The following is a 20,551-nucleotide window of genomic DNA, read 5'->3' as shown; positions in this document are numbered from 1 at the left end:
GCTTGGCGATCTCTCTATGTGATGCTCTACCTAAAGGTCGAGAAAGCACCAATGACAGAGTCGGAACCGGTCGAAGCCTTCCTCAACGCACTGCTGGCGATGGATCGCGTCGCAGCGAAGCGTACGCTCGGAGGCCCGAGCGCGACCGATGCCCGGCTCGATGTCGTCGAGCGCCTGGTCGTGCCGTCTCTCGAGCGCATCGGAGACCTCTGGGAGCGCGGCGAGGTTTCTCTGTCGCAGGTCTATATAAGCGGTCGGATGTGCGAGGAGATGGTCGATGCCATCCTGCCGCCGTCAGATCCGGCTCGGGTGGATCAGCCTCCGATGGCGATCGCGGTGCTCGATGACTACCATCTGCTCGGGAAGCGCATGGTGTATTCGGTCCTGCGCGCCAGCGGCTATGAGCTGAAGGACTACGGAACGGTCGACGGCGATTCTCTGGTCAGTCGGGTCGTTCGCGACAACATCGTCGTGCTGATGATCTCGGTCTTGATGCTGCCCTCGGCATTGCACATCAAAAAAGTTCGAGAGGCTTTGGATCGGGCCGGTTGTCGTCCGTTCATCCTGGTGGGCGGTGCGCCCTTTCGTTTCGACACCGAGCTGTGGCGAGAGGTCGGCGCAGACGCCATGGCCGCGACCGCCGCGGAGAGCGTCGCCGTGGTGCGCGAGCTCATTGATCATCTGCCGAAGGAGTATCGCTCATGAGCACTCGACCCATGACCTCCCTCGAACGCGTACTGACCACGCTCGGCCACCGGGAGCCGGATCGCGTCCCGCTGTTTCTCTTGCTCACCATGCACGGTGCGCAAGAACTCGGACTCTCGATCGAGACCTATTTCTCGCGGCCTGAGTCTGTGGTCGAAGGGCAGTTGCGTTTGCGTCGCAAGTATCGCAACGATTGCTTCTATACCTTTTTCTACGCGTCTGTGGAGACCGAAGCCTGGGGCGGGGATGTTCTCTATACCGACGACGGCCCGCCGAATGCCGGCCGGCCCGTCATTCGAGCAGCGGAGCAGATCCGCACGCTCGAGCCGCCGCGGGTCGCGGATGCGCCCTGTCTGGTCAAGGTCCTGGAGGCCACCAGCGGTCTCAAGGCGGCTGGCGGCGGCGAGACCCCCATCATCGGCGTGGTCATCTCGCCCTTCTCGGTGCCGGTGATGCAGATGGGGTTCGAGCCCTATCTCAACCTCATGTTCGAGCAGCCGGAACTGTTCGAGCACCTGATGCGTCTGAACGAGTCCTTCTGTATCGAATGGGCGAACGCCCAGTTGGCCGCGGGTGCCACCGCCATCTGTTATTTCGACCCGGTCTCCTCCTCGACCATCGTCTCGCCCGAGCACTTTCGCAGGACCGGATTTCAGGTCGCGAAGCGCACGCTGGCCGGGATCAAGGGGCCAGTAGCGATGCATTTCGCATCCGGTCGCTGCATGCCGATCATGGATGATCTCCCCGACACCGGTGCGGCGGTCGTCGGGGTCAGCATGCTCGACGATCTCGCCGCACTCAAGCAACGTGTGGCCGGCAAGATGTCCTTGCTCGGCAACCTCAACGGCGTGGAGATGCGTCGTTGGACAGCGGCGCAGGCCGAGGAGCAGGTCAGGGCCGCGATCGGCGCGGCCGGTCACGGCGGTGGATTCATCCTGTCCGACAACCACGGCGAGATCCCCTACCAGGTGCGGGAAGATACGCTGCTGGCGATCTCCGAGGCGGTCCATCGATGGGGAACCTATCCGCTCGATGTCTCCGGCGAGCGCGCCAGCTTCCCGCGGCCGAAGACCCCCCGGAGCTGACCGTGGCGGAGACGCTTTGTGTGAGGGTCTGCAGCCATTTTCGACAGGATGTGGAGACCGCGCTGGCGGGCCTCGGCGAGGAGTGCGTGCGCGTCCAGGCGTACCCTGCCGTCTGTACCCTGCGCTCCGAACCATGCAATCTCGCCGAGGCCCGCGAGGCGCCGCCGCCCGAGGGTTGCGACGGCGTTTTGGTGCTCCTCGGGTGCGATGCCGAGACACGTGTAGCGCCGCCGGATCCGCGCGTACACGTAGTGAAGCTCGGCCACTGCATCCACCTCTTGGCGGGACGCGATGTCCTGGGGCCCGAGGCGCAGGCCGGCGCCTATCTCGTCACGGCGGGTTGGCTCAAGCAGTGGCGCGGGCACCTGCGCGAGATGGGTTTCGATCGAGAGACGGCGGGTGCGTTTTTCCGCGAATGTACGCGCGAGCTCCTGCTCCTGGATACGGGGAGCGACACGCACGCCCTCGGGGAGCTTGAGGCGCTGGCCGGGTATCTGGGCCTACCCTGGCGCAGCCGCTATGTCGGATTGGATTATCTGAGGCTCTTTCTCTCCGGTGCCATCGCCAAGTGGCGCCATCTCTCCGCGGAGACGAAAACCCGCGAGATCCTGGCTCAGACCAACCGCAAGGTCGCCGATTACGCCATGGCCTTCGACCTGCTGGTTTGTTTGTCGCACATCACCGACGAGGAGGCGACGATCGCGGCGATTCAGGAACTCTTCGCGATGCTCTTCGGATGCACCAACCTGGTCTACGCCCAAGTGGAGGAGGGACGGGTCAAGGAGATCTTCGCCGCGGAGGAGCGACCGCGGGATCGCCTGGATCTCCAGCAGGCGCTCGATGCGCTGCATGAGGGTTATCTGATCATGCCGTCCGGGAACGGTTTTTTCCTCCGGATCGATTACCGGGATGCTGTTTTGGGGTTGATACTGGTGCGCGAGATCCCGTTTCCGGCCTATCGGGATCAATATCTGAATCTCGGCCTGGCGATCTCCAACCTCTGCGGCTTGGCGATCTCCAACGCACGCACCTTCGTGAAGCTCCAAGAGGCGGAGCGGAACCTGCGTCGCGAGCGCGATATCAATGCACGCTTGTTCCAACAGGTGCGGGCCTTGGCCGATACGGATCCCCTCACCGAGCTACTCAATCGCCGTCGCTTTTCCGAGCTGGCAGAGGTCGAGTTTGACCGTGCCAAACGCCATTCCACTCCGATCGCGGTGATCATGCTCGACATCGACCACTTCAAGCAGGTCAACGATACCTACGGACATGTCGTCGGCGATCAGGTGCTCAAGGCCATTGCCGAGCGGCTGCGCGCGGTTCGCGTATCGGACATCCTGGCTCGTTACGGCGGCGAGGAGCTGGTGGCCCTGTGCCCCGAGACCAACGCCCGAGAGGCCGAACGATTCGCCGAGCGCCTGCGCCTGGCACTTCACGAGAACGCTATCGAAACCACGGAGGGGCCGCTCCCGATGACGGCGAGCATCGGCGTGGCGACGCTCGAGCGCGGTGTCGAAAACCTCGACGCACTGATCGATCGAGCCGACCAAGCGCTTTATGCCGCGAAATCCGCCGGACGTAATTGCGTCCGCGTCTACGGCAGGGCCGCCGACGTTTCCGAACCCTGATTCGGTCCGTCCACGAATTCTGGCTGGATCGGTCTCGCAGCGTGTGAGGTGAAGCGGAAAGTGCTTTTTATGAAGATCTTTCGGCCTATTTGAATCTCTGCGCCTTCTCGGCCTTATGCTCGACGGTGAGTTCGGGTCGGCAAATCCGCCGCTGCGAGGACCTGACATTCGGTTGCTCGCCGGGGGCTTTCATGCGTTGTTTCGGCAAGCCGCAGCACCGGATCAAGCGTCTGAACGGTCTGGCCAATCGATTTCTCGTGTATCGACAGCACTGGAACAGCTGCAAAGTCAAACGCGAGTTCCATTTCGCTCGTCAGGGTCTCTTCTACTTCAACCGAACCTTTCCGCATCTGTCGCAAGCCCAGAAACAAGAGCTGCTCGCGGTGCTCGCGGACAAGTATCACGACCGCGAGTGGGTTGATTGAGGAACTCGCTCACCACTCGGTGATACGCCGCGGGTTGCTCGATCATCGGCAGGTGGCCGCAGTCGTCGAGCCGAGCCTCACGGACGTTGCGGATCCGTGCCGCCAGGGCGCGGGCGCCGGACGTCGGCATCACGGCATCCGCGTCGGCATTCACCATCAGGGTCGGCGTTGCCATCGTTTCCAAGGCGCTCGAAAAGGCCGGACTGCCGGCACCGATTGCACACTCGAGCGCGCTCAGCGGATCCGTGCTCAGAAACTCCCGCACGCCGCCACGCAGCATCTCGTCGTCCTCGGGGAGCCGGTGCAGGACGTGACCGGCGATGGCGCGGTACACCGGCGGTTGAGCGCCGAACCAGTCGACCGCCGGGCGCGAGAGTGCAAGCCACGGCCGGGACATAGCCAGCCAGGGCCGCCAGAGCGACATGGCAAGGTTCATCTGATGATAGGCTTGGGTCAAGGCGAGACGCTCGAGCGCGTTGCGGGCCATGCCCGAGCTCGTCAGCACGAGTCGATCCACCCGCTCGGGCCGGCGTGCCGCGACCAGGATCGCGACGGCAGCTCCCCAGGAATGGCCATTCAGATCGAAGCGCTCCAGGCCCAGGCGGTCGGCGAAGTCGATGACCAAGCTTGCCATTGCTTCGGGTCCGGTTGCGCCGTGTCGTACCGGGGTGTCCCCGTGACCCGGAAGATCCAGGGCATAGAGATCGCGGATGTCCGAGAGGTGTTCCGGGGTGTGCTGCCAGTGTCGCGAGGATCCACCCCAGCCGTGGACAAGCAAGAGCGGCGGTTTTCCGTCGGTGACCTTTCGATAGGCCACGGGGCCGTCGGCGAGCGTCAGGCGATGCTGGGTCGAGAAGTCCATCGGCGTTGCTCCGTGAAGGCGGGCTGCGAGGCCGGGGTCTGCAGCTTGAGATACCCCGGCGAGGAGCAGCGCAGCATAATGGCGCTCCGAGAGGCTCGCAAGACCCGTCGGACTCTCGCCACACCTCAGTCAGGACCAAAGCGGCATCCCCGGATCACTTCCGATTAAGGTACAACCATGACCAGACGCACGACCGCTTCCCCGGGAATCATCCTCGCTCTCGTGACCGCATCTGTTTCGGTCGCGAGCTGCTCGGGCTCGCGCGAGGATGTACGCGTGAGTTTCTGCAAGAGTTTGCTGACGACGCAGATCGACTCGCCGAGCTCGGTACGCTGGACCGGCGTGGAGACCCGAGCCCGCGGCCATTCGGGACTCACGGTCGTGCTGGGGTTCGAGTCCGACGGCGAGGGCCGGCCTCGGCAGGCGACCTGTCACTATCGTTACAACGCGGTCGAGGACACGGCATTGACGCTGAGCGACCCCTTGTCCGTCTATTCGACCTCCCCGGAGACGATGACGATCGACGGCGAGTCGCTCTCCAGACCCGCCCTCGCCTGGGCGGTCAAGCAGGCGATGATCAGCCAAGGCAAGGCGATGATCGACCGCGCACAGAAGGGGATCGAGGATGCCGCGGCCATGGCGCGCGACCGGCTAGGCTCCGGAGACGGCAACTGAAGACCGCCCCGGCGCTCGATGGCGATCAGAGCAAGCGTTCGATGGCCTGGATCATCGTCTTGCTCTCCGGGCCGGTTCGGCTCGGGAAGACCTCGACGACCTTGCCGTCGCGGTCGATCAGATACTTGTAGAAGTTCCAGTCGGGGTAGACGCCGGTCTCTGCGGCCAGTTGTACAAAGAAGGGGGCCGCGTCGCCTTTGCGGACCTGGACCTTCTCGAACATCGGAAACTCCACCGAATAGGTCAGGCGGCAGAAGTCCTGGATCTCCTTCTCGGTGCCGGGCTCCTGATTCGCAAAGTCGTTGGACGGGAAGCCGAGTACCACCAGCCCGCGCTCGCCGTATTCGCGGTAGAGGGCCTCGAGACCCTCGTATTGCCCGGTGTAGCCGCATTTGCTCGCGGTGTTCACCACAAGGATCACCTTGCCTTGATAGGCGTCGCAAAGGCGCACCGTCTCGTCCCCGGCGAGGCGACGCATCTCGAAGTCGAGGGCCGGGGCGCAGGCGGCGGAAGCCGCGGCGGGCAGCAGGAGTGCCCCGAGCATCGGAAGCAGGACGAACATTCGCATCTTGAGACCTCATCCGGTTGTTCATGGTTTGGACGAGAGGCGAAATAGGGCGGTCAATCCCTGAACGCAATAGCCCGAGGTGACGAAAGGACTTGCGGCTCGGTGCCGCGCGGGCAGCTGTCCCTTTCAGGATGATGGATTATCGGCGCCCTGTGTTGCGTCCGCTGCATCGGTTTCGCTGAACGGCGCATCGGCGATCCCTTCTTCGATGCGCTCGATCAGATAGGGGAAGAAGGGATTCCAGGACAGGCGCACCAGCGAGTCCAGACTCATCACCAGGACTCCGCGCTCGCCGCGGATGGCCAACGCCCCGAGGTGTGCACCGAAGTCCTCATTCTCGTTCGGCTCCAGACCGTAGAGCGAATCGTCGATCGGAAACGGCAGCGCGACGTGCGAGAGCGAGAAGACGTCGCGCGGATAGGTCAATCCCAAGGCTCTGGTCCGCTCGGTCGTCTCGCCCGCGTCGGTGACGCGCTCGACAACCTCGCTGCTGCTCGGGTCGGCGTTGGCGATGACGGTGGTTTTAAACGGGCGCGGCGTCGGGGGGAGCAGGCGTTCGAGCGCCGTCTCCGTGCCCGGTCGGATCAGCGGCCCGAACTTGGTGTTGCGGTTGATATCGAAGAGCACCAGCTCGCTGCCGTTTTGGGGAAGCTGTGCGTAGAGGCTCGTGACGATGGCCCGTGTGCTGACGGTGAAATCGACCACCGACTGGAAGGTGATGATCGGGGGCAGCTCGTCGAGACGCCCCTGGTGTGCGTAGCGGGCGATGCGCGGCTGCAAGGCGCGTGTGAGAAGCGACGACTGGCGTGCCCCGTTGACCGGAAACGAGTTGTATTTGAATGGATTGAACTCGGGGATGACACCGAGCCAAGCCGCGCTCGCGAACGCCGGAAAGATCGCGGGCAGGCCGGCGAATCCCGCAAACCGGGCCATCTCTGTGATCCCGATCATGGGCGTGATCAGGATGACCCGATCGGCTTTCCGCAGAGCGGGATCCTCCACGGCATCGAGCACATACTTCATGGCGAGTGCCCCGCCGTTGGAGAAGCCCACCAACTGCAGCGGCGCCGAGGGTCCGATCCGACGCACCGCCTCGCGCACGGCCAGGCGGGTCGCGGCCGACCAGTCCTCCCACTGCACCGTCGTCAGGCCGGCCGGAACGGTCCCGTGTCCGGGCAGGCGGATCCCGATCACGACATAACCGGACTCGCGGTAGTGTCGGCCGATGTGACGCAGGCTGTAGGGGGAATCCGTCAGGCCGTGGAGCAGGACGACCGCGCCCCGGGGCTCGCCGTCGGGTTCGAGGACATAGGAGCGGTTCCAGTCCCGGTCAAATCGGCCCGGATAGAGCGGACTGCCGTCGAAATAGCGGTTGGAGAGGATGCGCTCCTTCGGGTCGAGCTGTTCCGTGACCTCCGAGCGCACCTCGTCGAAGAGCGTCTGCTCGCGCGCCAGATACGTTGCCCAATCGGCCTCGTCGAGCTCCTCGGCCACCATCTCGCTCGGGACGAAGGTGTGCCAGGAGGCGAGCGGTGCACTCTGGTGCGCGTCGAAGGCCCGCACGGCAAGGAAGGTCAATGCGCTCACGGCGACGAGCTGTGCGACCAACTTCAGGATTCGGGCGGTCCTCGCAAGCATGAGACAGGTCCTCAACAGGCTCGATCGTGGGTGTTGCTGCGCAAAATCAGGCTACCGAGGCGTCGCGGACACTCTCGAAGAGATCGATATCCCAGGCCACCAGGTCGCGTCGAACGGCGTCGGCGCGCATCCTCGGCAGCAGGCGTGCGAGATCCTCCCCCCCGACGACGCCGACGAGCGCGCCCGGTGCCTCGCGTGCGTACTCGAGCGCATGCCAGGCCAGGATGGCCGCACCGACCGCGGTCGGATAGGAGATGTAGGTCGCCCCGGCATAGGGTGTGTTGAGCAGGTCGTGATAGCGCAGGTAGCTCAGACCGACCGTCTCGATGGCGGTCTGACGGTCGTTGCGCACGACCTCGGAGACGCGGATCTCGGCGGCGGCGGAGAAGTGCGCGCGGCGGATCGTCCCGTTGCGTAGATACTCCTCGATGCGCCGCGGCTTGTTCATGCCCGGCAGGATGGCGCGCACCATCGCCTCCACGGTCAACTCGGGCTGATGCGGCAGGGTGCGCTTGGAGAGCAGATTGAGCTGGAAGAGTGCCTTCACGAGCTCGACCTCGGACCCGCCTGTATAGATCCCGATCGATTCGACATCCGGGAAGGCGCGATGGAGCGAGAGCAGCTCTTCTTGGTAGAGCGGATACTGACGAATCGGCCGCGGTTCATGCGGAAAGGCATAGTCGCGCCCGGCGCTGAACGGTTCCAGGATCTGCATGCGGCCTTTGTTGAGGATGCGCGGGTGCTGCGCCAGCTCTTCGAGGGCGACGATCGGCGACCAGGAGAAGATGACCGAATCCGAGTCGATGTCTTCGAGCAGATACAGATCGATGCTCTCGATCTCGAGCTCTTTGCGGTCGCCGGCGAGGAGGTCGTGCATGCGGCGGCCGATCAGAAAATTCGTGACGCCGGGCGAGATGCCCATGTTGATCAGCGCGGCGATCCCGCGCTCGCGCAACGCTCGGTCGAAACCGTATTGCGAGAAGGTCAGGGTTCGGTCGGTGGTTGCATCGTACATGTCGGAGGCGAGGTCGACCGCGTGCGCGCCGATGCGCAACGCCAGCTCGATCATGGGCCCGTTGAACTCCGGCAATGCGGCGTTGACCATCATGACCGCACCCGTAAGCGCGGTCTCGTATCCGGGCTCAAGCGCGAACACCGGAGCGAAGTCGGGTACACCGATGAACTCGATCCGCTCGAAGACGCGCTCGGCGTGAAAGAGGGCATCGCGTGCGGCGTCCGGGTTCAGGACGTAGACGACGAAGCGCACCGGAACATCGTCGCGCTCGGCAAGCTCGGAGAGGCAGATCAGGAGCGCCGACCCCACGGCGCCGAGTCCGAAAAACACGATCTTGGTCGGCTGCGCGTTTGGCCAAGTCGCGGATTCCGTCACATTGCTGGCCGGCATCGTCGCCCTCCCACCGGAGAATCTGAGCTATGATCACGGAGCCGGATTTCGGCTCGAAAGGGTCGGAAACAACCATGACGAGATGCACTTCCGACCGCCGGACGATACGCCGAAGCCCGTCGGTGAACAAGCTGCCCCGGGGGCTGTCATGCTTCGGCGATACCTCGAACGTAGTCGCCCGATGCCTCGGCTCGTCGGTGTTGAGCGGATGCGTCGTGCGGCTCCGTCGGCCCCCTCCGAGTGAGCCTATCCGACCGCTCGATCGTGAAGGAAACCCCCTGTTCCCGGGGCGTTGACACTGAGATCAGGAGAGACCAACTTGAAAATGATCGCGATCCCTTTAACCCTTGTCGCTGCCCTTGCGCTCTGCGGCTGCGGAAACACCACCGGGGCCCGTGTCGGAACCGGCACCGCGCTCGGTCTCGCAACCGGCGCCGCGATCGGGGCTTTCAGTGCGCAGGCCGGAGCGGGCGCGCTGATCGGCGCCGGTGTCGGTGCCCTCGGTGGTTATCTCGTCGACGAGCATCGAAAGGGCAATCTGTGAACCGAAGAGATATCCATGAGTGATTTGATCGTCGTTTCGTTCCCCGAGGAGCATCTGGCGTTCGAGTTGCGCGCCGAGCTTGCCAAGATGCAGAAGGCCTACCTCATCGACATGGAAGACGTCGTGGTCGTCACCAAGGACGACGCCGGCAAGGTGAAGCTCCATCAGGCTGTGAACCTCTCGGCAGTCGGTGCGGTAGGCGGCGGCTTCTGGGGCATGCTGATCGGTCTCGTCTTTCTCAATCCCCTTCTCGGTGCTGCGCTCGGCGCCGGCGCCGGCGCATTGTCCGGCAAGTTCTCGGATATTGGCATCGACGACGATTTCATGAAGGGATTGGCGCAGAACTTCCAGCCGGGCTGCTCCGCGGTCTTCATCCTGGTGCGCAAGGTGACGGCGGACAAGGTCCTCGACGGGCTCGCGGGGTTCAAGGGCAAGGGCAAGGTCCTGCAGACCTCGCTGGAGAAGGATCGGGAAGAGAGCCTGAAGGCGTTCCTGGAAGGAGCGAGCTGAGCCGAGCGAGGCCAAGTGGAGCGGGGGCGGGCGGTTCCGGACCGCCTCGCCCCGGTCGTTCATGCGAGCGGTGCTCGACTCCCCGAGCCGAGGGCGCCGGTCATTCGCTGCCGATCGCCTCTCCCGGCACGGGGCCGATCGTGCGCCTGTCGGACCTCGCCCGTTCGAAGGTCCAAAATAGGTCGACACTCTGGCTGCGCCCGCTCTGGGCTGCGATTTGAATGCGGTCGGTGAGGTTGCGGCCTAGCCTGACAGAGTCACCCCCTCGCCGACGCGCAGCCCGATGGCCAGGCCGATCGGATAGCGGGGTGGGCGGTCCGTCCCCTTGATGACGACGTCGTTCGACGGTCTCGGCGTCCCCGCGGGAAGCGCGTGCGGGCTGATGCGCGCCTCCGGGATCAGGATCTCGCCGTGCACCCGCGCGCCCCGTGCGGTTGCGTCCAGATCGAGCCTCGGCGAAACCCGCACGAAATATTCGCTCGTGTCGATCAGGACGAGCCGCTCCCCGGTCGCCCGAAGCCGCGCATGCGCACCGTCGGGGCCGAATCCGCCGTCGCCGCCGATCTCCAGGCGCCCACCGCCCACCTCGGCGCCGCCCGTGACTCGGATCCGGTCTGCCGAAGCGGCGCTTGCCGACAACCTCAGGTCCGCCACATCCAGTCCAAGGAGAGGGACATTGAACCCCCCGCGCTCGACCCGAGCCTCGCATCGCCGCGTAGCGCGAGGGTGGCGCTGACCGCGACGGCGCGCAGATCGGTATCGAAGGCGGGCAGATCCAGAGACACCAGCGCGAGCGTGCCGCTCCACCCCGGACGCCCGAGCGGATCGCTGATCTCGACATCGAGATCGATGTCGGCGGAGCCGGTCACCGTGCTCTGTGAAGCGAGACGCGTCAGGTCTCCGTGCAGACCCGTATGGCCCAAAACGCGGGCGCTCGGCGTCGGCTGCAGCTCCCAGTTCAAATCGAGGTGGAGTGGGTAAGCGCCGGTCAATCGGGCGGTTCCGCTCCCGTACACTTCGAACGTCGGCTCGCTTAGAACGGCGTCGACGCGGTCGATGGACAGCAGGCCGTCCCCGAGCCGCCCGGAGAACTCGGCCCGCTCGACGAGGGTCACGGGTCGGTCGCTGTCCGCCGCGAAGATCCGCAGGCACTCGATGTGTGCACAGCTCAGCTCGAGTGACAGAGGCAAAAGGAGATCGGGCAGGACGATGGGGTGCTCGGGGTCTCGTGCTCGATCGCCCGGAACCAGGTCGACGTCCGTCGCACGGATCTCGGCGATCGACAGGGTTCCGCCCAACGCTCGCAGGGGTGACCAGGCGAGATCGATGCGGCCGATGCGGATCGAGAAGGCGGGCAACTGGATCGAGAGATCGGCGACGACGATACGGCTGAAGAGTCGCCCTTCGACCAGACCGATCTGAAAACGGTCCGGGTTGAACTCGGCGGCCAGGTCGAGAAGCGTGCGCAGACCGGACTGGGTCGCGCCCAACCAGAGCAGCAACAGGAGGAAGACGAGAGGAAATCCGGCAAAGAGACGCGGGTCTGGGACGCGAAAGGGGCGCCGACACCGCGGCGCTCGCGATGCGAGCGCCGCGGTGTCGGGTCGTGCAAGATCGGTGTCGCGCAGACCGGTCATCGGCGTCCGCGAAGCCTGCCGAGGACGACCGCCGCGTCGGTGCAGTGCGCGACGCGGCGCGATGACCGAGCGTGCAGGCCCGGTCTAGACGACGACCTTGCCCCCGCCGTACTCGGGCGAGCCTTCGGTGACCCGGAACAGCAGCCAGAGGCTGAAGACCATGACGACAAGCTCGGCCAACAAGGTCATGACCATGGACATGAGGCTCAGCATGTCGACGGCCGAGACCCAGCTCGCAGGCCCGGCCCCGGTGGTCTGGAAGACCGGGACACCGCCTTGCGGCGTGGAGAGAAAGTAAAACAGCAGGTGTGCGACCTCGATAAACATCACCACGATGGTGAAGAGGATCGCGACACTGCTTGCGACCAGACCGACCCAGACGGTTCCGGCAAGATCCTCCTCCGAGGGGGACTGCTCCGGACCGGCGATCCGCTTGGCGATCTTCGTATAGCGATGGAACCAGAAGGTGGTGAAGACCAGGATCGCCAGGCTTCCCATCGTCAGATACTCGACGATCGGCAAGCCGGCACGCGGTCCGGTGGGCGACTGTGCGAAGACGAAGGTGTAGGTCATGAGCACGATCGGGATCGCCCCCACCACGATCTGAATCCAGAATCCGGTCCAGCCCAGCCGCGAAAACGATCTCGCCAAGCTGATGCGCGGCAAGGTACGCGTCTTCCTCAGAGAATTCTCGATGAACTTTTTGAACATATCGATCTCATCCTTCACCGGGGTTGGCTGTCGTGAAACCCGCGAGCGGGCGGTTTTTTGGCAACAAGCATCAAGCACCTTCGACGTGTCTCCGGCCGCCTCGCATGGCATGGCGATCAAGCAAGACACCCGATCCCCGGACGACTGGGTCGATCACCGGAACGACGAATCAAGATGCCGGAGAATTCGTCTATCGCCGGCTCGGCGAAGGACTCGGACCGGACGCGGCCAGGCTCGGCGAGCGATTCGGATCTTCCAAAAACCCCCGGATCGGCGGGGCAAAAGCATAGTCGGGCACCCGCATCGCCGCAAGACGTTTATGGTTTCAAGAGGATGGTGCTCGCCTGCGCCTTTCGGGTTGTCGGTTTCGTCATTGCCGGCGCTTGGGCGATTCCGACGCGGCCACCTTGCGCTGATCCTCCAGATCGAGCCGCCGCGCCAGCCATGGGATGGACCAGCCCTGCAGAACGAGCGAGGCGATCACCACCATGAAGGCGACATTGAAGAAGTTTACGTCGACTGGGCCGGGGCTCATGACCGGGATGATCGCGAGAAAGATGGGCACCGCTTCGCAGACCCACCCAGGCGATGAAGAGTCGCTCGTTCAGGCTGAATCGGAACGGCGCCAAGCAGATGGCCACCGCAAGAGGGCGCGCGATGAAGATCAAAATGAAGGCGATGCCTGCCGCGTGTAGAACTTCACCCCGGAATTGTTGCGGAATGACCAGCAAGCCGAGCAAGAGGGCCACCAGCAAGGACACCCCCAGCAACCAGATCGATAGGCCGACCACGGCTGCGGTGATCACCACGCCGAGTGTCGCGAGCATCAGTGCGGGTCCCCAACAGACGCGGATAGCGTGCACGCGGGTGCCCAACCCACCTGTAAACAGGATCATCGCCAGCGCGATGCTGCCGACATGGTAGGCGAGCTCGAAGTCGTCGAACGCGTAACCCCCCGGCCCGTTCTGACCGACGAGCATACCGATCCCGAGAAAGATCAGGAGGATCGGTGCGCCGAGACGGATCGCGAGCGGACTGAGTAGAACGCTCAACAGAACCAAGCCGGCGACCACCAAGAGTGCCCATTCCAGTGACTCGATCACGCGCCGCCCCTCCTCTCACATGACCTCGCCGGTATCGGGCCGTCACCGCGCGGTATTTCGCGCGCTTTGGACAGCAGGGAACTTACTGCGATAAGCTCCACAAAGGCAACGGGAATCAACGACAACCTTCAGCATGCGAATGCGAGGGAATCACAGGGACGGGAAGATCGATGCCGAGGAGACCACGTACACCCGACCGAAAGGCTCGCGGATCGACCCCTCGGCGTTGCCTGTCCGATCGCTTGGCCGAACTCCTCCAGGCTGCGTTCCTTTTTTTGGTCATGCTTGTGCTGTCCGCGGGGCTGATGTGGCTGGTCTCCAGCGATGAGCAGCGCAAAGGCTATTTGGGCGCGCTCGGCCTCGGTGAGTGGGCGCGGTCGTTGATTGGATTGCAGGACTCCTTCGACATCGTGCCGATCGCCGGGCGCTCATCGCGGCAGACATCTGTTCCGATCCTCGAAGCACGGCACCATGTCTCTCATGACGCGATCGGGAGCCCTTGCGCTCGGACCCGGACGCCGAACCCCACGCGCAAGGCCCAGCGCGAGGTCTATCGCTACACCGATGAAGCAGGTCGAGCTGTGTTTTCCGATCGGAAGCCGACCGTTCACGATGCCCGTGTCGTGGGCCATACGGCCGAAGGCGGGGTCGGAATGTTCTCGACCGACTATCGCTTTTTCGGCGCGCGCCGCGATTCCGGTTTCGACTCGGCGGTATCGGCGAACATCGACGGGGTCTTTCGTTTTCTGGCCAAGGGCCTCGATCTCGAGGGCGTCGAGCCGCTCCATGTGCGCTTGACCGTGATCGACGGCGAGCGACGTTTCATTGCTTACCGCGACAGGCGGACAAGCACGCTCACTACGACAAGCGGCTTCTACGCGTTCGACGGAAACGAGGCCGTTGTGCGTTGGATGGGGCCGGAGACCACGATGCGCGTGGTGCGCCACGAGATCGCCCATCTGGCGCTTGGGAATTGGCTCGGCAACATGCCGCTGTGGCTGAACGAAGGCCTTGCCGAGGTCGTCGAGCGCATGCATTTTCAGTTATCCTCGGCAACTGTCGCCGCACCCGTCAAAGACATCAGGGATGTGGCTCGACTCCGAGGCTCAGGTCGGCTGCCGCCGCTGCGGACGTTTCTCTCGATGGGGCGAGCCGACTGGAATCGGATCGGCGCGGAGGTTGCCTACCCTTACGCCTGGTCTATGGTGCATTTCCTCTTGGAAAGCCCGCAGCGTCGGTCCCTCACGAGCGCATATCTCAACAAGATCGCGCAACACCGGTGCAGAGCGTTTGATCACGAGGCGTACCTGAATGGAGCCTATCCCGGCGGCCTGAATGCGTTTGCCTCCGGCTGGGCAGCTTGGTTGGCCCAAGGAAGGCCGCTTGCGCTGCGCTACTGACGGCACTTTCGGCGTATTCAACCGCGCCCCACGCGGTATGTGATGTTTTTGGATGGGATCGGCCCCGGCAGATTTGACGACCGCTGGAGCCGGCGCGGTTTAAAAAATTAAAAAATAGATGCCTTTTAAACCGCGTCCCCGCTAAGGGAGGTGGATGCACCAAACGCCGAACTCACTCGAAAGTGAGCATCTCGCTCTGGACGCGGTTTAGTAGCGCTTCAACAGCTCGTCATAGGCATCGAATCCAACCAGCTCGCGCAGCGTGCGGAAGTCGACTCTTCGCTCCGGTGTGCGTCCGGCGGCCAGGTCGGCGAGGGCCTCGCGCATCGCGAAGACGGCGGTGCTCAACAGGGTCAGCGGGTAGGCGGCGATCCCGTAGCCGATCTCGGCGAGCATCGCGGGCGGCAGTATGGGCGTGATGCCCTCTTCGAGCATATTGGCCATCTTGATACCCGGTACCTGTTTGCAGAAGCGACGCATCTCGGCCTCGTCGCACGGTGCTTCGAGAAAGAGGATGTCGGCGCCCAGGTCCGCGAATGCCTGCATCCGCCGGATCGCTTCGTCCAAGCCGAGTGTGCTGCGTGCATCGGTGCGCGCGACGATCAGGGTGCCGGCGCCTGCGTCTCGCGCATCCACGGCGGCGCGCACCCGGCGGATCGCCTCGTCGCGCTCCACGACCTCCTTCACCCCGGTGTGGCCGCAGCGTTTCGGCATGACCTGGTCCTCGATCATGATGCCGGCGAAGCCGGCGCGGGCATACTGATCGACGGTACGCCGGATGTTGGCCGGATTGCCGTGGCCGGTGTCGCCGTCCCCGATGATCGGGATCCGCACCGCATCGCAGATGGCGCGCCCCTGGTCGAGCATCTCGGTCACCGAGATCAGCCCGGTGTCGGGCAGGGCGAGGCGGCTCGCCGAGACGGCGAAACCGCTCATGAAGGTCAGCGGGAATCCGGCCTGCTCGATCAAGCGCGCCGATAGTGCATCGAAGCAGCAGGGCATGACGAGCATGTCGCCGCGATCCAGGAGTGTGCGCAGCCGGGCGGCGGGCTCGTTCAAGTGGGTCGATCCTGTCGTTTTTTGCCGGAGGCCGAGTATAGCCGCCGAGGGCACCGTGCGCGGCTGCCGCCCCTGCCATGAGTCTCGACGCGACCCTGGTGACCAACAACATCCATGAATTTTTGCGGGTCGAGGGGTCGAGCGTCGAACAGTGGGGTTGAGCGATCGCGCGTGCGGATCCATCTTCGAGCCACACCGAAAAACACCCGGACATCGACGTCACCATACCATGACCGCATTCACGGCCTACTTCGACGGCGGCTGCCCGCTCTGCAGCAAAGAGATTGCCCATTACCGCCGAATCGATAAGGCGGGTGCGATCCGTTGGGTCGACATTACGGATGACGGCGGCGCATTGGCCGAGGCCGGCATCGACCGGACGGACGCCATGCGCCGCATCCACGCCAGAGAGACCGACGGCAGTCTCCTGATCGGTGTTCCGGCCTTCGTCGCGATCTGGTGTCGACTGCCGGGCTACCGTCGTCTCGCGGCCTTGGTGCAGGGTCTGCGCTTGGTCAGGCCGCTCGATTGGGGCTACGCGCACTTCGCGGACTGGCGGTTGAGGCGCCGTTGCAAGGACGGCGCCTGCACCTTGACGCCGTGAGCGCGGCGTTGGACTTGCTTCGCGCCTTCGGCTGTCAGCCACCAGCCAGCAGCCGTAGTCTGCAAAGCAACGATCGCGTTGCGGTCTACCGAAGCCGGATCTTCGCTCCCCGGCCAAACGATGATGGAATCGGCACATTAGCGGGCAGAAGGCTGACAGCTGACAACTCACTCGAACTAAAGGAGCCCACGCTCGGCCAGCGAAGTGCCCTCGCCGTCGCCGATAATGACGTGATCCAGAACACGCACGTCGATCAGACTCAGAGCCTCCTTCAGACGTTGGGTGATCCGCAGATCCGCTTGGCTGGGCTCGGCCACACCCGAGGGATGATTGTGGGCGAAGATCACGGCTGCGGCATTGGTGGCGAGCACCCGCTGCACAACGACGCGAGGATGCACGCTGGCTCCGTCGATCGTGCCCTGGAACAGCTCGTCGTAGCTGATGACCCGGTGTCGGTTGTCAAGGAAGAGACAGGCGAAGATCTCGTGCGGCGAGCCGTAGAGGCGCAGTTTGAGATAGTCGCGCGTGGCCTCCGGGCTGGCCAGCACATCTTGACCGCGAATCCGCGAGAGTAGGTAGCGGTGGCTGAGCTCGAGGACCGCCTGAAGCTCGGCGAACTTGGCGGTGCCGAGACCCTTGCCTTCGCAAAAACGCTTCTGATCCGCGGCGAGCAGCCCGACGAGACCGTCGAAATCGTTCAGCAGCTCGCGCGCCAGATCCACCGCACTCTTGCCGCGCACGCCGGTGCGCAGAAACAGCGCCAGCAACTCGGCGTCCGAGAGTGCGCCGGCCCCCCGCTCCAAGAGCTTCTCCCGCGGCCGTTCGCCCTCCGGCCAGTCCTTGATCGGCATGCGACCTCCGTCGATGGGTTGCGCTAAACTGCGGCCTGTTCCGCAGACGCAGTGTACACGGTTAGGTCATGGATCCAAGCCCCCGCAATCAGGTGCTGCTCGGTGTCGGCGGCGGCATCTCAGCCTACAAGTCGGTTGATCTCGTGCGTCGCCTGCGCGATCGCGGCCATGTCGTGCGGGTGGTCATGACGCACGCGGCGACGGCGTTTGTCGGCCCTCTCACCTTTCAGGCGGTCTCCGGGCACCCGGTGCGGACCGATCTGCTCGACCCGGCGGCCGAGGCCGGTATGGGGCATATCGAGTTGGCCCGCTGGGCGGATCGGCTGCTGATCGCCCCGGCGACCGCGGACCTGATGGCGCGTCTGGCGGCCGGGATCGCCGACGACCTGCTCACGACCTTGGCCCTCGCGACCGAGGCGCCACTGATCCTCGCCCCGGCGATGAATCAGCAGATGTGGCGTCACCCGGCAACCCGAGACAATCTGGCCCGGCTGGTGGCTCGCGGCGCGCGGATCCTGGGGCCGGGCGTGGGTAGCCAAGCCTGCGGCGACCAAGGCCCCGGGCGGATGCTCGAGCCGCTCGAGATCGCCGAGGCGCTGAGCGGCTCGGACCTGCAACCGCTGGCCGGCGTGCGCGTCCTCCTGACCGCCGGTCCGACCCGCGAGCCGCTCGACCCGGTGCGCTATCTGGGCAATCGCAGCTCCGGGCGTATGGGCTACGCGCTGGCAGCCGCGCTGACCGATCTGGGCGCACGCGTGGTCTTGGTCAGCGGACCGAGCGCCTTGGCACCGCCTGTCGTCGCCGAGCTGGTCAAGGTCGAGACGGCCTTGGAGATGCGTGCGGCCGTGACGGTGCGCAGCCGCGACTGCGACATCTTCGTCGCCACCGCTGCGGTGGCGGACTACAGGCCCGCCGAGCCCGCGGGGAACAAGATCAAAAAGGCCGCCGATGCGCTGGAGATCCGGCTGGTGCGCAACCCGGATATCCTGGCCGAGGTCGCGGCTCTGCCGTCGCCGCCCTTCACCTTGGGCTTCGCGGCGGAGACGAATGATGTCGAGCAATACGCCCGCGGCAAGCTGAAGGACAAGCGGCTGGATATGATCGCGGCGAATCGGGTCGGAGGCGCCTCGGGCGGCTTCGAGCGCAACGAGAACGCGCTGCTGGTGCTCTGGAACGGGGGGCAGCGCGCGCTGCCCATGATGTCGAAGGTCGAGCTCGCGCGCGAGCTGGCCGTGCTCCTCGCGGAACGTTATGCCGAACGCCATGCTGCATCCACTTGAGGTCAAGATCTTGGACGCGCGCCTGGGTCGCGATTTTCCCTTGCCGACCTATGCGACCGAGGGCTCGGCCGGGCTCGATCTGCGTGCCATGCTCGACGCCCCGCTCGAGCTTGCACCCGGCGCGGCCGAGCTGCTTCCGACCGGCATGGCCGTCCACATTGCCGAGCGCAACGTCGCGGGTCTAATCCTGCCGCGCTCGGGTCTCGGCCATCGCAACGGCATCGTGCTCGGTAACCTGGTCGGGCTGATCGACTCGGACTATCAGGGGCCGCTCATGGTCTCCTGCTGGAACCGCGGGACGGCGCCCTTCCGGATCGAGATCGGCGAGCGCATCGCCCAGCTCGTATTGATTCCGGTCCTGCAGGCCGCGTTGAGGATCGTCGAGGACTTCGACGCGTCCGCGCGCGGCAGCGGCGGGTTCGGGCATACGGGCCAGCACTGACACGCCGCCGCCCATGGCCGAGGTCACACCCGCCGCGCCGCCCGAGATCTTCCGCGCCTACGATATCCGCGGCATCCTCGAGCGCCAATTGACACCCGAGATCATGCGGTCGATCGGGCAGGCGATCGGCAGCGAGGCCGCCGCGCGCGGCGATCGTACCGTCATGGTCGGACGCGACTGCCGCGCCTCCAGTCCGGCCCTGACCAAAGCCCTGATCGCCGGGATCCGCGCCGCCGGGATCGATGTCGTCGATCTGGGCATCGCCCCGACGCCTCTGGTCTATTTCGCCTGCTGCGAGGCCGCTCCCTACGCCGGGGCGATCGTCACCGCCAGCCACAACCCGCCCGATTACAACGGGGTCAAGGTCGTCTTCGGCGGTATGAGCGCGGATGCCGCGACGATTCAGGACCTGCGACGGCGCATCCTGGAGTGCGACCTCACCAGCGGGGCCGGTACTCTTGTGGAGCGCGATATCTCCGAGCGTTACCGTGAGCGCATCGTCCGCGACATCCGCCTTGCCCGCCCCATGCGGGTTGTGCTGGACTGCGGCAACGCCACCGCTTCGGCAATCGCGCCGGCCCTCTTTCGCGCGCTCGGCTGCGAGGTCATCGCGCTCGACTGCGACCCGCATGCAGGTATGGGCGAGCGTGTCCCGGATCCGGCCCGGCCCGAATGTCTTCGGGCCCTCGCGAAGCAGGTGGTCCAGGAGGGCGCCGATCTTGGGCTCGGCTTCGACGGCGATGGTGATCGTCTGGGTGTGATCGATGCCGCGGGCGGCTTCATCGCGGCCGACCGGGTCCTCATGTGTCTCGCCGTCGATATCCTGACCGGACACCCCGGGAGCGAGGTCGTCTTCGACGTTAAATGCACGGGCCATCTCGGCGAGGTGATCCGGCGCGCGGGCGGTCGCCCGGTGCCATGGCGCTCCGGACATGCGCCGCTGAAGGCCCGGCTGCGTGAATCCGATGCGCAGCTTGCCGGCGAGCTGAGCGGGCACATCATGTTCAAGGAGCGCTGGCTCGGCTTCGACGACGCACTCTATGCCGGCGCGCGGCTTCTGGAGGTCCTGTCGCGCGATCCTCGCACCACGGACGCGCTCTTCCGCGACTTTCCCGGCGGCATCGCCACACCCGAGCTGGCCTTGCCGTTGCCCGAGGGCGATGCCGAGCGGATCATGGTGCGGGTGATTCGGCTGGCCGATCGCGTCGAGGATCTCGCAGTACAGACCATCGACGGCCTGCGTCTCGACGGCTCGGCCGCCTGGGGGCTGGTGCGCGCCTCGAATACCTTGCCCAAGCTGGTCTTTCGTTTCGAAGGCGACGACCCGGCCGCACTCCGGGCCATGCAGGAGCGGTTTCGCCTGCTCATGGCGGAGGCTGCGCCCGGGCTTGCGATGCCCTTTTGATTCAGTCCGCCCCA

At 65.0% G+C, this 20,551-nt stretch carries 21 protein-coding genes; 11 read left to right on the top strand and 10 right to left on the bottom strand.

Annotated features, from left to right (window positions below):
* Positions 1–51: 51 nt before the first annotated feature.
* From B4N44_RS19240 to B4N44_RS19230, 3 genes are read left to right on the top strand one after another with little or no spacing between them, the layout of a single operon-like run.
* Positions 52–705, top strand: coding sequence for a cobalamin B12-binding domain-containing protein (locus tag B4N44_RS19240; protein ID WP_296704528.1), 654 nt, complete (start codon positions 52–54; stop codon positions 703–705).
* Entirely contained in the window at positions 702–1,790 is a 1,089-nt protein-coding gene (locus B4N44_RS19235; protein ID WP_296704526.1) for a uroporphyrinogen decarboxylase family protein, read from the top strand. Before B4N44_RS19240 ends, B4N44_RS19235 begins: the two co-directional genes overlap by 4 nt.
* A 2-nt stretch (positions 1,791–1,792) precedes the next feature.
* A complete protein-coding gene (locus B4N44_RS19230; RefSeq protein WP_296704524.1) occupies positions 1,793–3,418 on the top strand; it encodes a diguanylate cyclase in 1,626 nt (541 codons plus the stop codon).
* A gap of 330 nt (positions 3,419–3,748) precedes the next feature.
* On the opposite strand, the gene B4N44_RS19225 is transcribed toward B4N44_RS19230, so the two are convergent.
* On the bottom strand, positions 3,749–4,705 hold the full coding sequence (locus B4N44_RS19225) for an alpha/beta fold hydrolase (RefSeq protein WP_296704522.1): 957 nt from the start codon (positions 4,703–4,705) through the stop codon (positions 3,749–3,751).
* Between the two features lie 276 nt (positions 4,706–4,981).
* Between B4N44_RS19225 and B4N44_RS19220 the strand changes: the two genes are divergently transcribed.
* On the top strand, positions 4,982–5,380 hold the full coding sequence (locus B4N44_RS19220; protein ID WP_296704519.1) for a hypothetical protein: 399 nt from the start codon (positions 4,982–4,984) through the stop codon (positions 5,378–5,380).
* Positions 5,381–5,405: 25 nt separating this feature from the next.
* Here the strand turns inward: B4N44_RS19220 and B4N44_RS19215 are convergent, their stop codons facing one another.
* The 3 genes from B4N44_RS19215 to B4N44_RS19205 form a co-directional block, all read right to left on the bottom strand.
* A complete protein-coding gene (locus B4N44_RS19215; RefSeq protein WP_296704517.1) occupies positions 5,406–5,948 on the bottom strand; it encodes a glutathione peroxidase in 543 nt (180 codons plus the stop codon).
* A gap of 126 nt (positions 5,949–6,074) precedes the next feature.
* Positions 6,075–7,586, bottom strand: coding sequence for an alpha/beta hydrolase (locus B4N44_RS19210; RefSeq protein ID WP_296704514.1), 1,512 nt, complete (start codon positions 7,584–7,586; stop codon positions 6,075–6,077).
* 46 nt (positions 7,587–7,632) lie between these two features.
* Positions 7,633–8,991: a saccharopine dehydrogenase gene (locus tag B4N44_RS19205; RefSeq protein ID WP_296704511.1), complete on the bottom strand. Its 1,359-nt coding sequence runs from the start codon at positions 8,989–8,991 to the stop codon at positions 7,633–7,635.
* 325 nt (positions 8,992–9,316) lie between these two features.
* Between B4N44_RS19205 and B4N44_RS19200 the strand changes: the two genes are divergently transcribed.
* Complete coding sequence (locus tag B4N44_RS19200; RefSeq protein ID WP_296704553.1) at positions 9,317–9,535, top strand: glycine zipper domain-containing protein; 219 nt, start codon at positions 9,317–9,319, stop codon at positions 9,533–9,535.
* A 15-nt stretch (positions 9,536–9,550) separates the two neighbouring features.
* The gene (locus B4N44_RS19195; protein WP_296704507.1) at positions 9,551–10,045 is read left to right on the top strand and encodes a DUF1269 domain-containing protein; all 495 of its coding nucleotides are present in this window, start codon (positions 9,551–9,553) and stop codon (positions 10,043–10,045) included.
* A gap of 243 nt (positions 10,046–10,288) precedes the next feature.
* On the opposite strand, the gene B4N44_RS19190 is transcribed toward B4N44_RS19195, so the two are convergent.
* The 4 genes from B4N44_RS19190 to B4N44_RS19175 all read right to left on the bottom strand — a co-directional run bounded on the left by B4N44_RS19190 (position 10,289) and on the right by B4N44_RS19175 (position 13,496).
* Positions 10,289–10,684 (bottom strand): translocation/assembly module TamB domain-containing protein, encoded by a 396-nt coding sequence (locus B4N44_RS19190; protein WP_296704504.1) that lies wholly within the window; start codon positions 10,682–10,684, stop codon positions 10,289–10,291.
* A gap of 2 nt (positions 10,685–10,686) precedes the next feature.
* Positions 10,687–11,682: a hypothetical protein gene (locus B4N44_RS19185; protein WP_296704501.1), complete on the bottom strand. Its 996-nt coding sequence runs from the start codon at positions 11,680–11,682 to the stop codon at positions 10,687–10,689.
* 84 nt (positions 11,683–11,766) lie between these two features.
* Positions 11,767–12,393 carry a DUF3611 family protein gene (locus B4N44_RS19180; RefSeq protein ID WP_296704499.1) on the bottom strand — a complete coding sequence of 209 codons (627 nt, stop codon included), beginning with the start codon at positions 12,391–12,393 and terminating at the stop codon, positions 11,767–11,769.
* A gap of 317 nt (positions 12,394–12,710) precedes the next feature.
* The gene (locus B4N44_RS19175; RefSeq protein WP_296704496.1) at positions 12,711–13,496 is read right to left on the bottom strand and encodes a cation:proton antiporter; all 786 of its coding nucleotides are present in this window, start codon (positions 13,494–13,496) and stop codon (positions 12,711–12,713) included.
* A 242-nt stretch (positions 13,497–13,738) separates the two neighbouring features.
* Here B4N44_RS19175 and B4N44_RS19170 point away from each other — a divergent pair, with 242 nt between their 5' ends.
* Entirely contained in the window at positions 13,739–14,896 is a 1,158-nt protein-coding gene (locus tag B4N44_RS19170; protein WP_296704490.1) for a DUF1570 domain-containing protein, read from the top strand.
* Between the two features lie 207 nt (positions 14,897–15,103).
* Here the strand turns inward: B4N44_RS19170 and B4N44_RS19165 are convergent, their stop codons facing one another.
* Entirely contained in the window at positions 15,104–15,955 is an 852-nt protein-coding gene (locus B4N44_RS19165; RefSeq protein WP_296704488.1) for an isocitrate lyase/PEP mutase family protein, read from the bottom strand.
* Positions 15,956–16,184: 229 nt separating this feature from the next.
* On the opposite strand from B4N44_RS19165, the gene B4N44_RS19160 reads away from it, so the two are divergent.
* Positions 16,185–16,559 (top strand): thiol-disulfide oxidoreductase DCC family protein, encoded by a 375-nt coding sequence (locus tag B4N44_RS19160; RefSeq protein ID WP_296704485.1) that lies wholly within the window; start codon positions 16,185–16,187, stop codon positions 16,557–16,559.
* A gap of 176 nt (positions 16,560–16,735) precedes the next feature.
* Here B4N44_RS19160 and radC read toward each other — a convergent pair whose 3' ends face one another.
* On the bottom strand, positions 16,736–17,410 hold the full coding sequence (gene radC, locus B4N44_RS19155; RefSeq protein ID WP_296704479.1) for a RadC family protein: 675 nt from the start codon (positions 17,408–17,410) through the stop codon (positions 16,736–16,738).
* 68 nt (positions 17,411–17,478) lie between these two features.
* On the opposite strand from radC, the gene coaBC reads away from it, so the two are divergent.
* The 3 genes from coaBC to B4N44_RS19140 are packed head-to-tail and all read left to right on the top strand — an operon-like array spanning position 17,479 to position 20,537.
* Positions 17,479–18,690: a bifunctional phosphopantothenoylcysteine decarboxylase/phosphopantothenate--cysteine ligase CoaBC gene (gene coaBC, locus B4N44_RS19150; RefSeq protein WP_296704476.1), complete on the top strand. Its 1,212-nt coding sequence runs from the start codon at positions 17,479–17,481 to the stop codon at positions 18,688–18,690.
* Entirely contained in the window at positions 18,674–19,132 is a 459-nt protein-coding gene (gene dut / locus B4N44_RS19145; protein ID WP_296704473.1) for a dUTP diphosphatase, read from the top strand. Before coaBC ends, dut begins: the two co-directional genes overlap by 17 nt.
* A gap of 13 nt (positions 19,133–19,145) precedes the next feature.
* Positions 19,146–20,537 carry a phosphomannomutase/phosphoglucomutase gene (locus B4N44_RS19140; RefSeq protein ID WP_296704470.1) on the top strand — a complete coding sequence of 464 codons (1,392 nt, stop codon included), beginning with the start codon at positions 19,146–19,148 and terminating at the stop codon, positions 20,535–20,537.
* Positions 20,538–20,551 lie beyond the last annotated feature (14 nt).

Origin of the sequence: Thiocapsa sp. UBA6158 (assembly GCF_002423035.1) — a bacterium.
GTDB lineage: Bacteria > Pseudomonadota > Gammaproteobacteria > Chromatiales > Chromatiaceae > Thiocapsa.
This window is presented reverse-complemented; position numbering and strand designations above follow the sequence as displayed.

Excerpts from the sequence above, each read along its gene's own strand:
- B4N44_RS19240 (WP_296704528.1), top strand. The coding sequence starts at position 52 with ATGACAGAGTCGGAACCGGTCGAAGCCTTCCTCAACGCACTGCTGGCG.
- B4N44_RS19235 (WP_296704526.1), top strand. The coding sequence starts at position 702 with ATGAGCACTCGACCCATGACCTCCCTCGAACGCGTACTGACCACGCTC.
- B4N44_RS19225 (WP_296704522.1), bottom strand. The coding sequence starts at position 4,705 with ATGGACTTCTCGACCCAGCATCGCCTGACGCTCGCCGACGGCCCCGTG.
- B4N44_RS19215 (WP_296704517.1), bottom strand. The coding sequence starts at position 5,948 with ATGCGAATGTTCGTCCTGCTTCCGATGCTCGGGGCACTCCTGCTGCCC.
- B4N44_RS19210 (WP_296704514.1), bottom strand. The coding sequence starts at position 7,586 with ATGCTTGCGAGGACCGCCCGAATCCTGAAGTTGGTCGCACAGCTCGTC.
- B4N44_RS19205 (WP_296704511.1), bottom strand. The coding sequence starts at position 8,991 with ATGCCGGCCAGCAATGTGACGGAATCCGCGACTTGGCCAAACGCGCAG.
- B4N44_RS19200 (WP_296704553.1), top strand. The coding sequence starts at position 9,317 with ATGATCGCGATCCCTTTAACCCTTGTCGCTGCCCTTGCGCTCTGCGGC.
- B4N44_RS19195 (WP_296704507.1), top strand. The coding sequence starts at position 9,551 with ATGAGTGATTTGATCGTCGTTTCGTTCCCCGAGGAGCATCTGGCGTTC.
- B4N44_RS19185 (WP_296704501.1), bottom strand. The coding sequence starts at position 11,682 with ATGACCGGTCTGCGCGACACCGATCTTGCACGACCCGACACCGCGGCG.
- B4N44_RS19180 (WP_296704499.1), bottom strand. The coding sequence starts at position 12,393 with ATGTTCAAAAAGTTCATCGAGAATTCTCTGAGGAAGACGCGTACCTTG.
- B4N44_RS19160 (WP_296704485.1), top strand. The coding sequence starts at position 16,185 with ATGACCGCATTCACGGCCTACTTCGACGGCGGCTGCCCGCTCTGCAGC.
- radC (WP_296704479.1), bottom strand. The coding sequence starts at position 17,410 with ATGCCGATCAAGGACTGGCCGGAGGGCGAACGGCCGCGGGAGAAGCTC.
- coaBC (WP_296704476.1), top strand. The coding sequence starts at position 17,479 with ATGGATCCAAGCCCCCGCAATCAGGTGCTGCTCGGTGTCGGCGGCGGC.
- dut (WP_296704473.1), top strand. The coding sequence starts at position 18,674 with ATGCTGCATCCACTTGAGGTCAAGATCTTGGACGCGCGCCTGGGTCGC.
- B4N44_RS19140 (WP_296704470.1), top strand. The coding sequence starts at position 19,146 with ATGGCCGAGGTCACACCCGCCGCGCCGCCCGAGATCTTCCGCGCCTAC.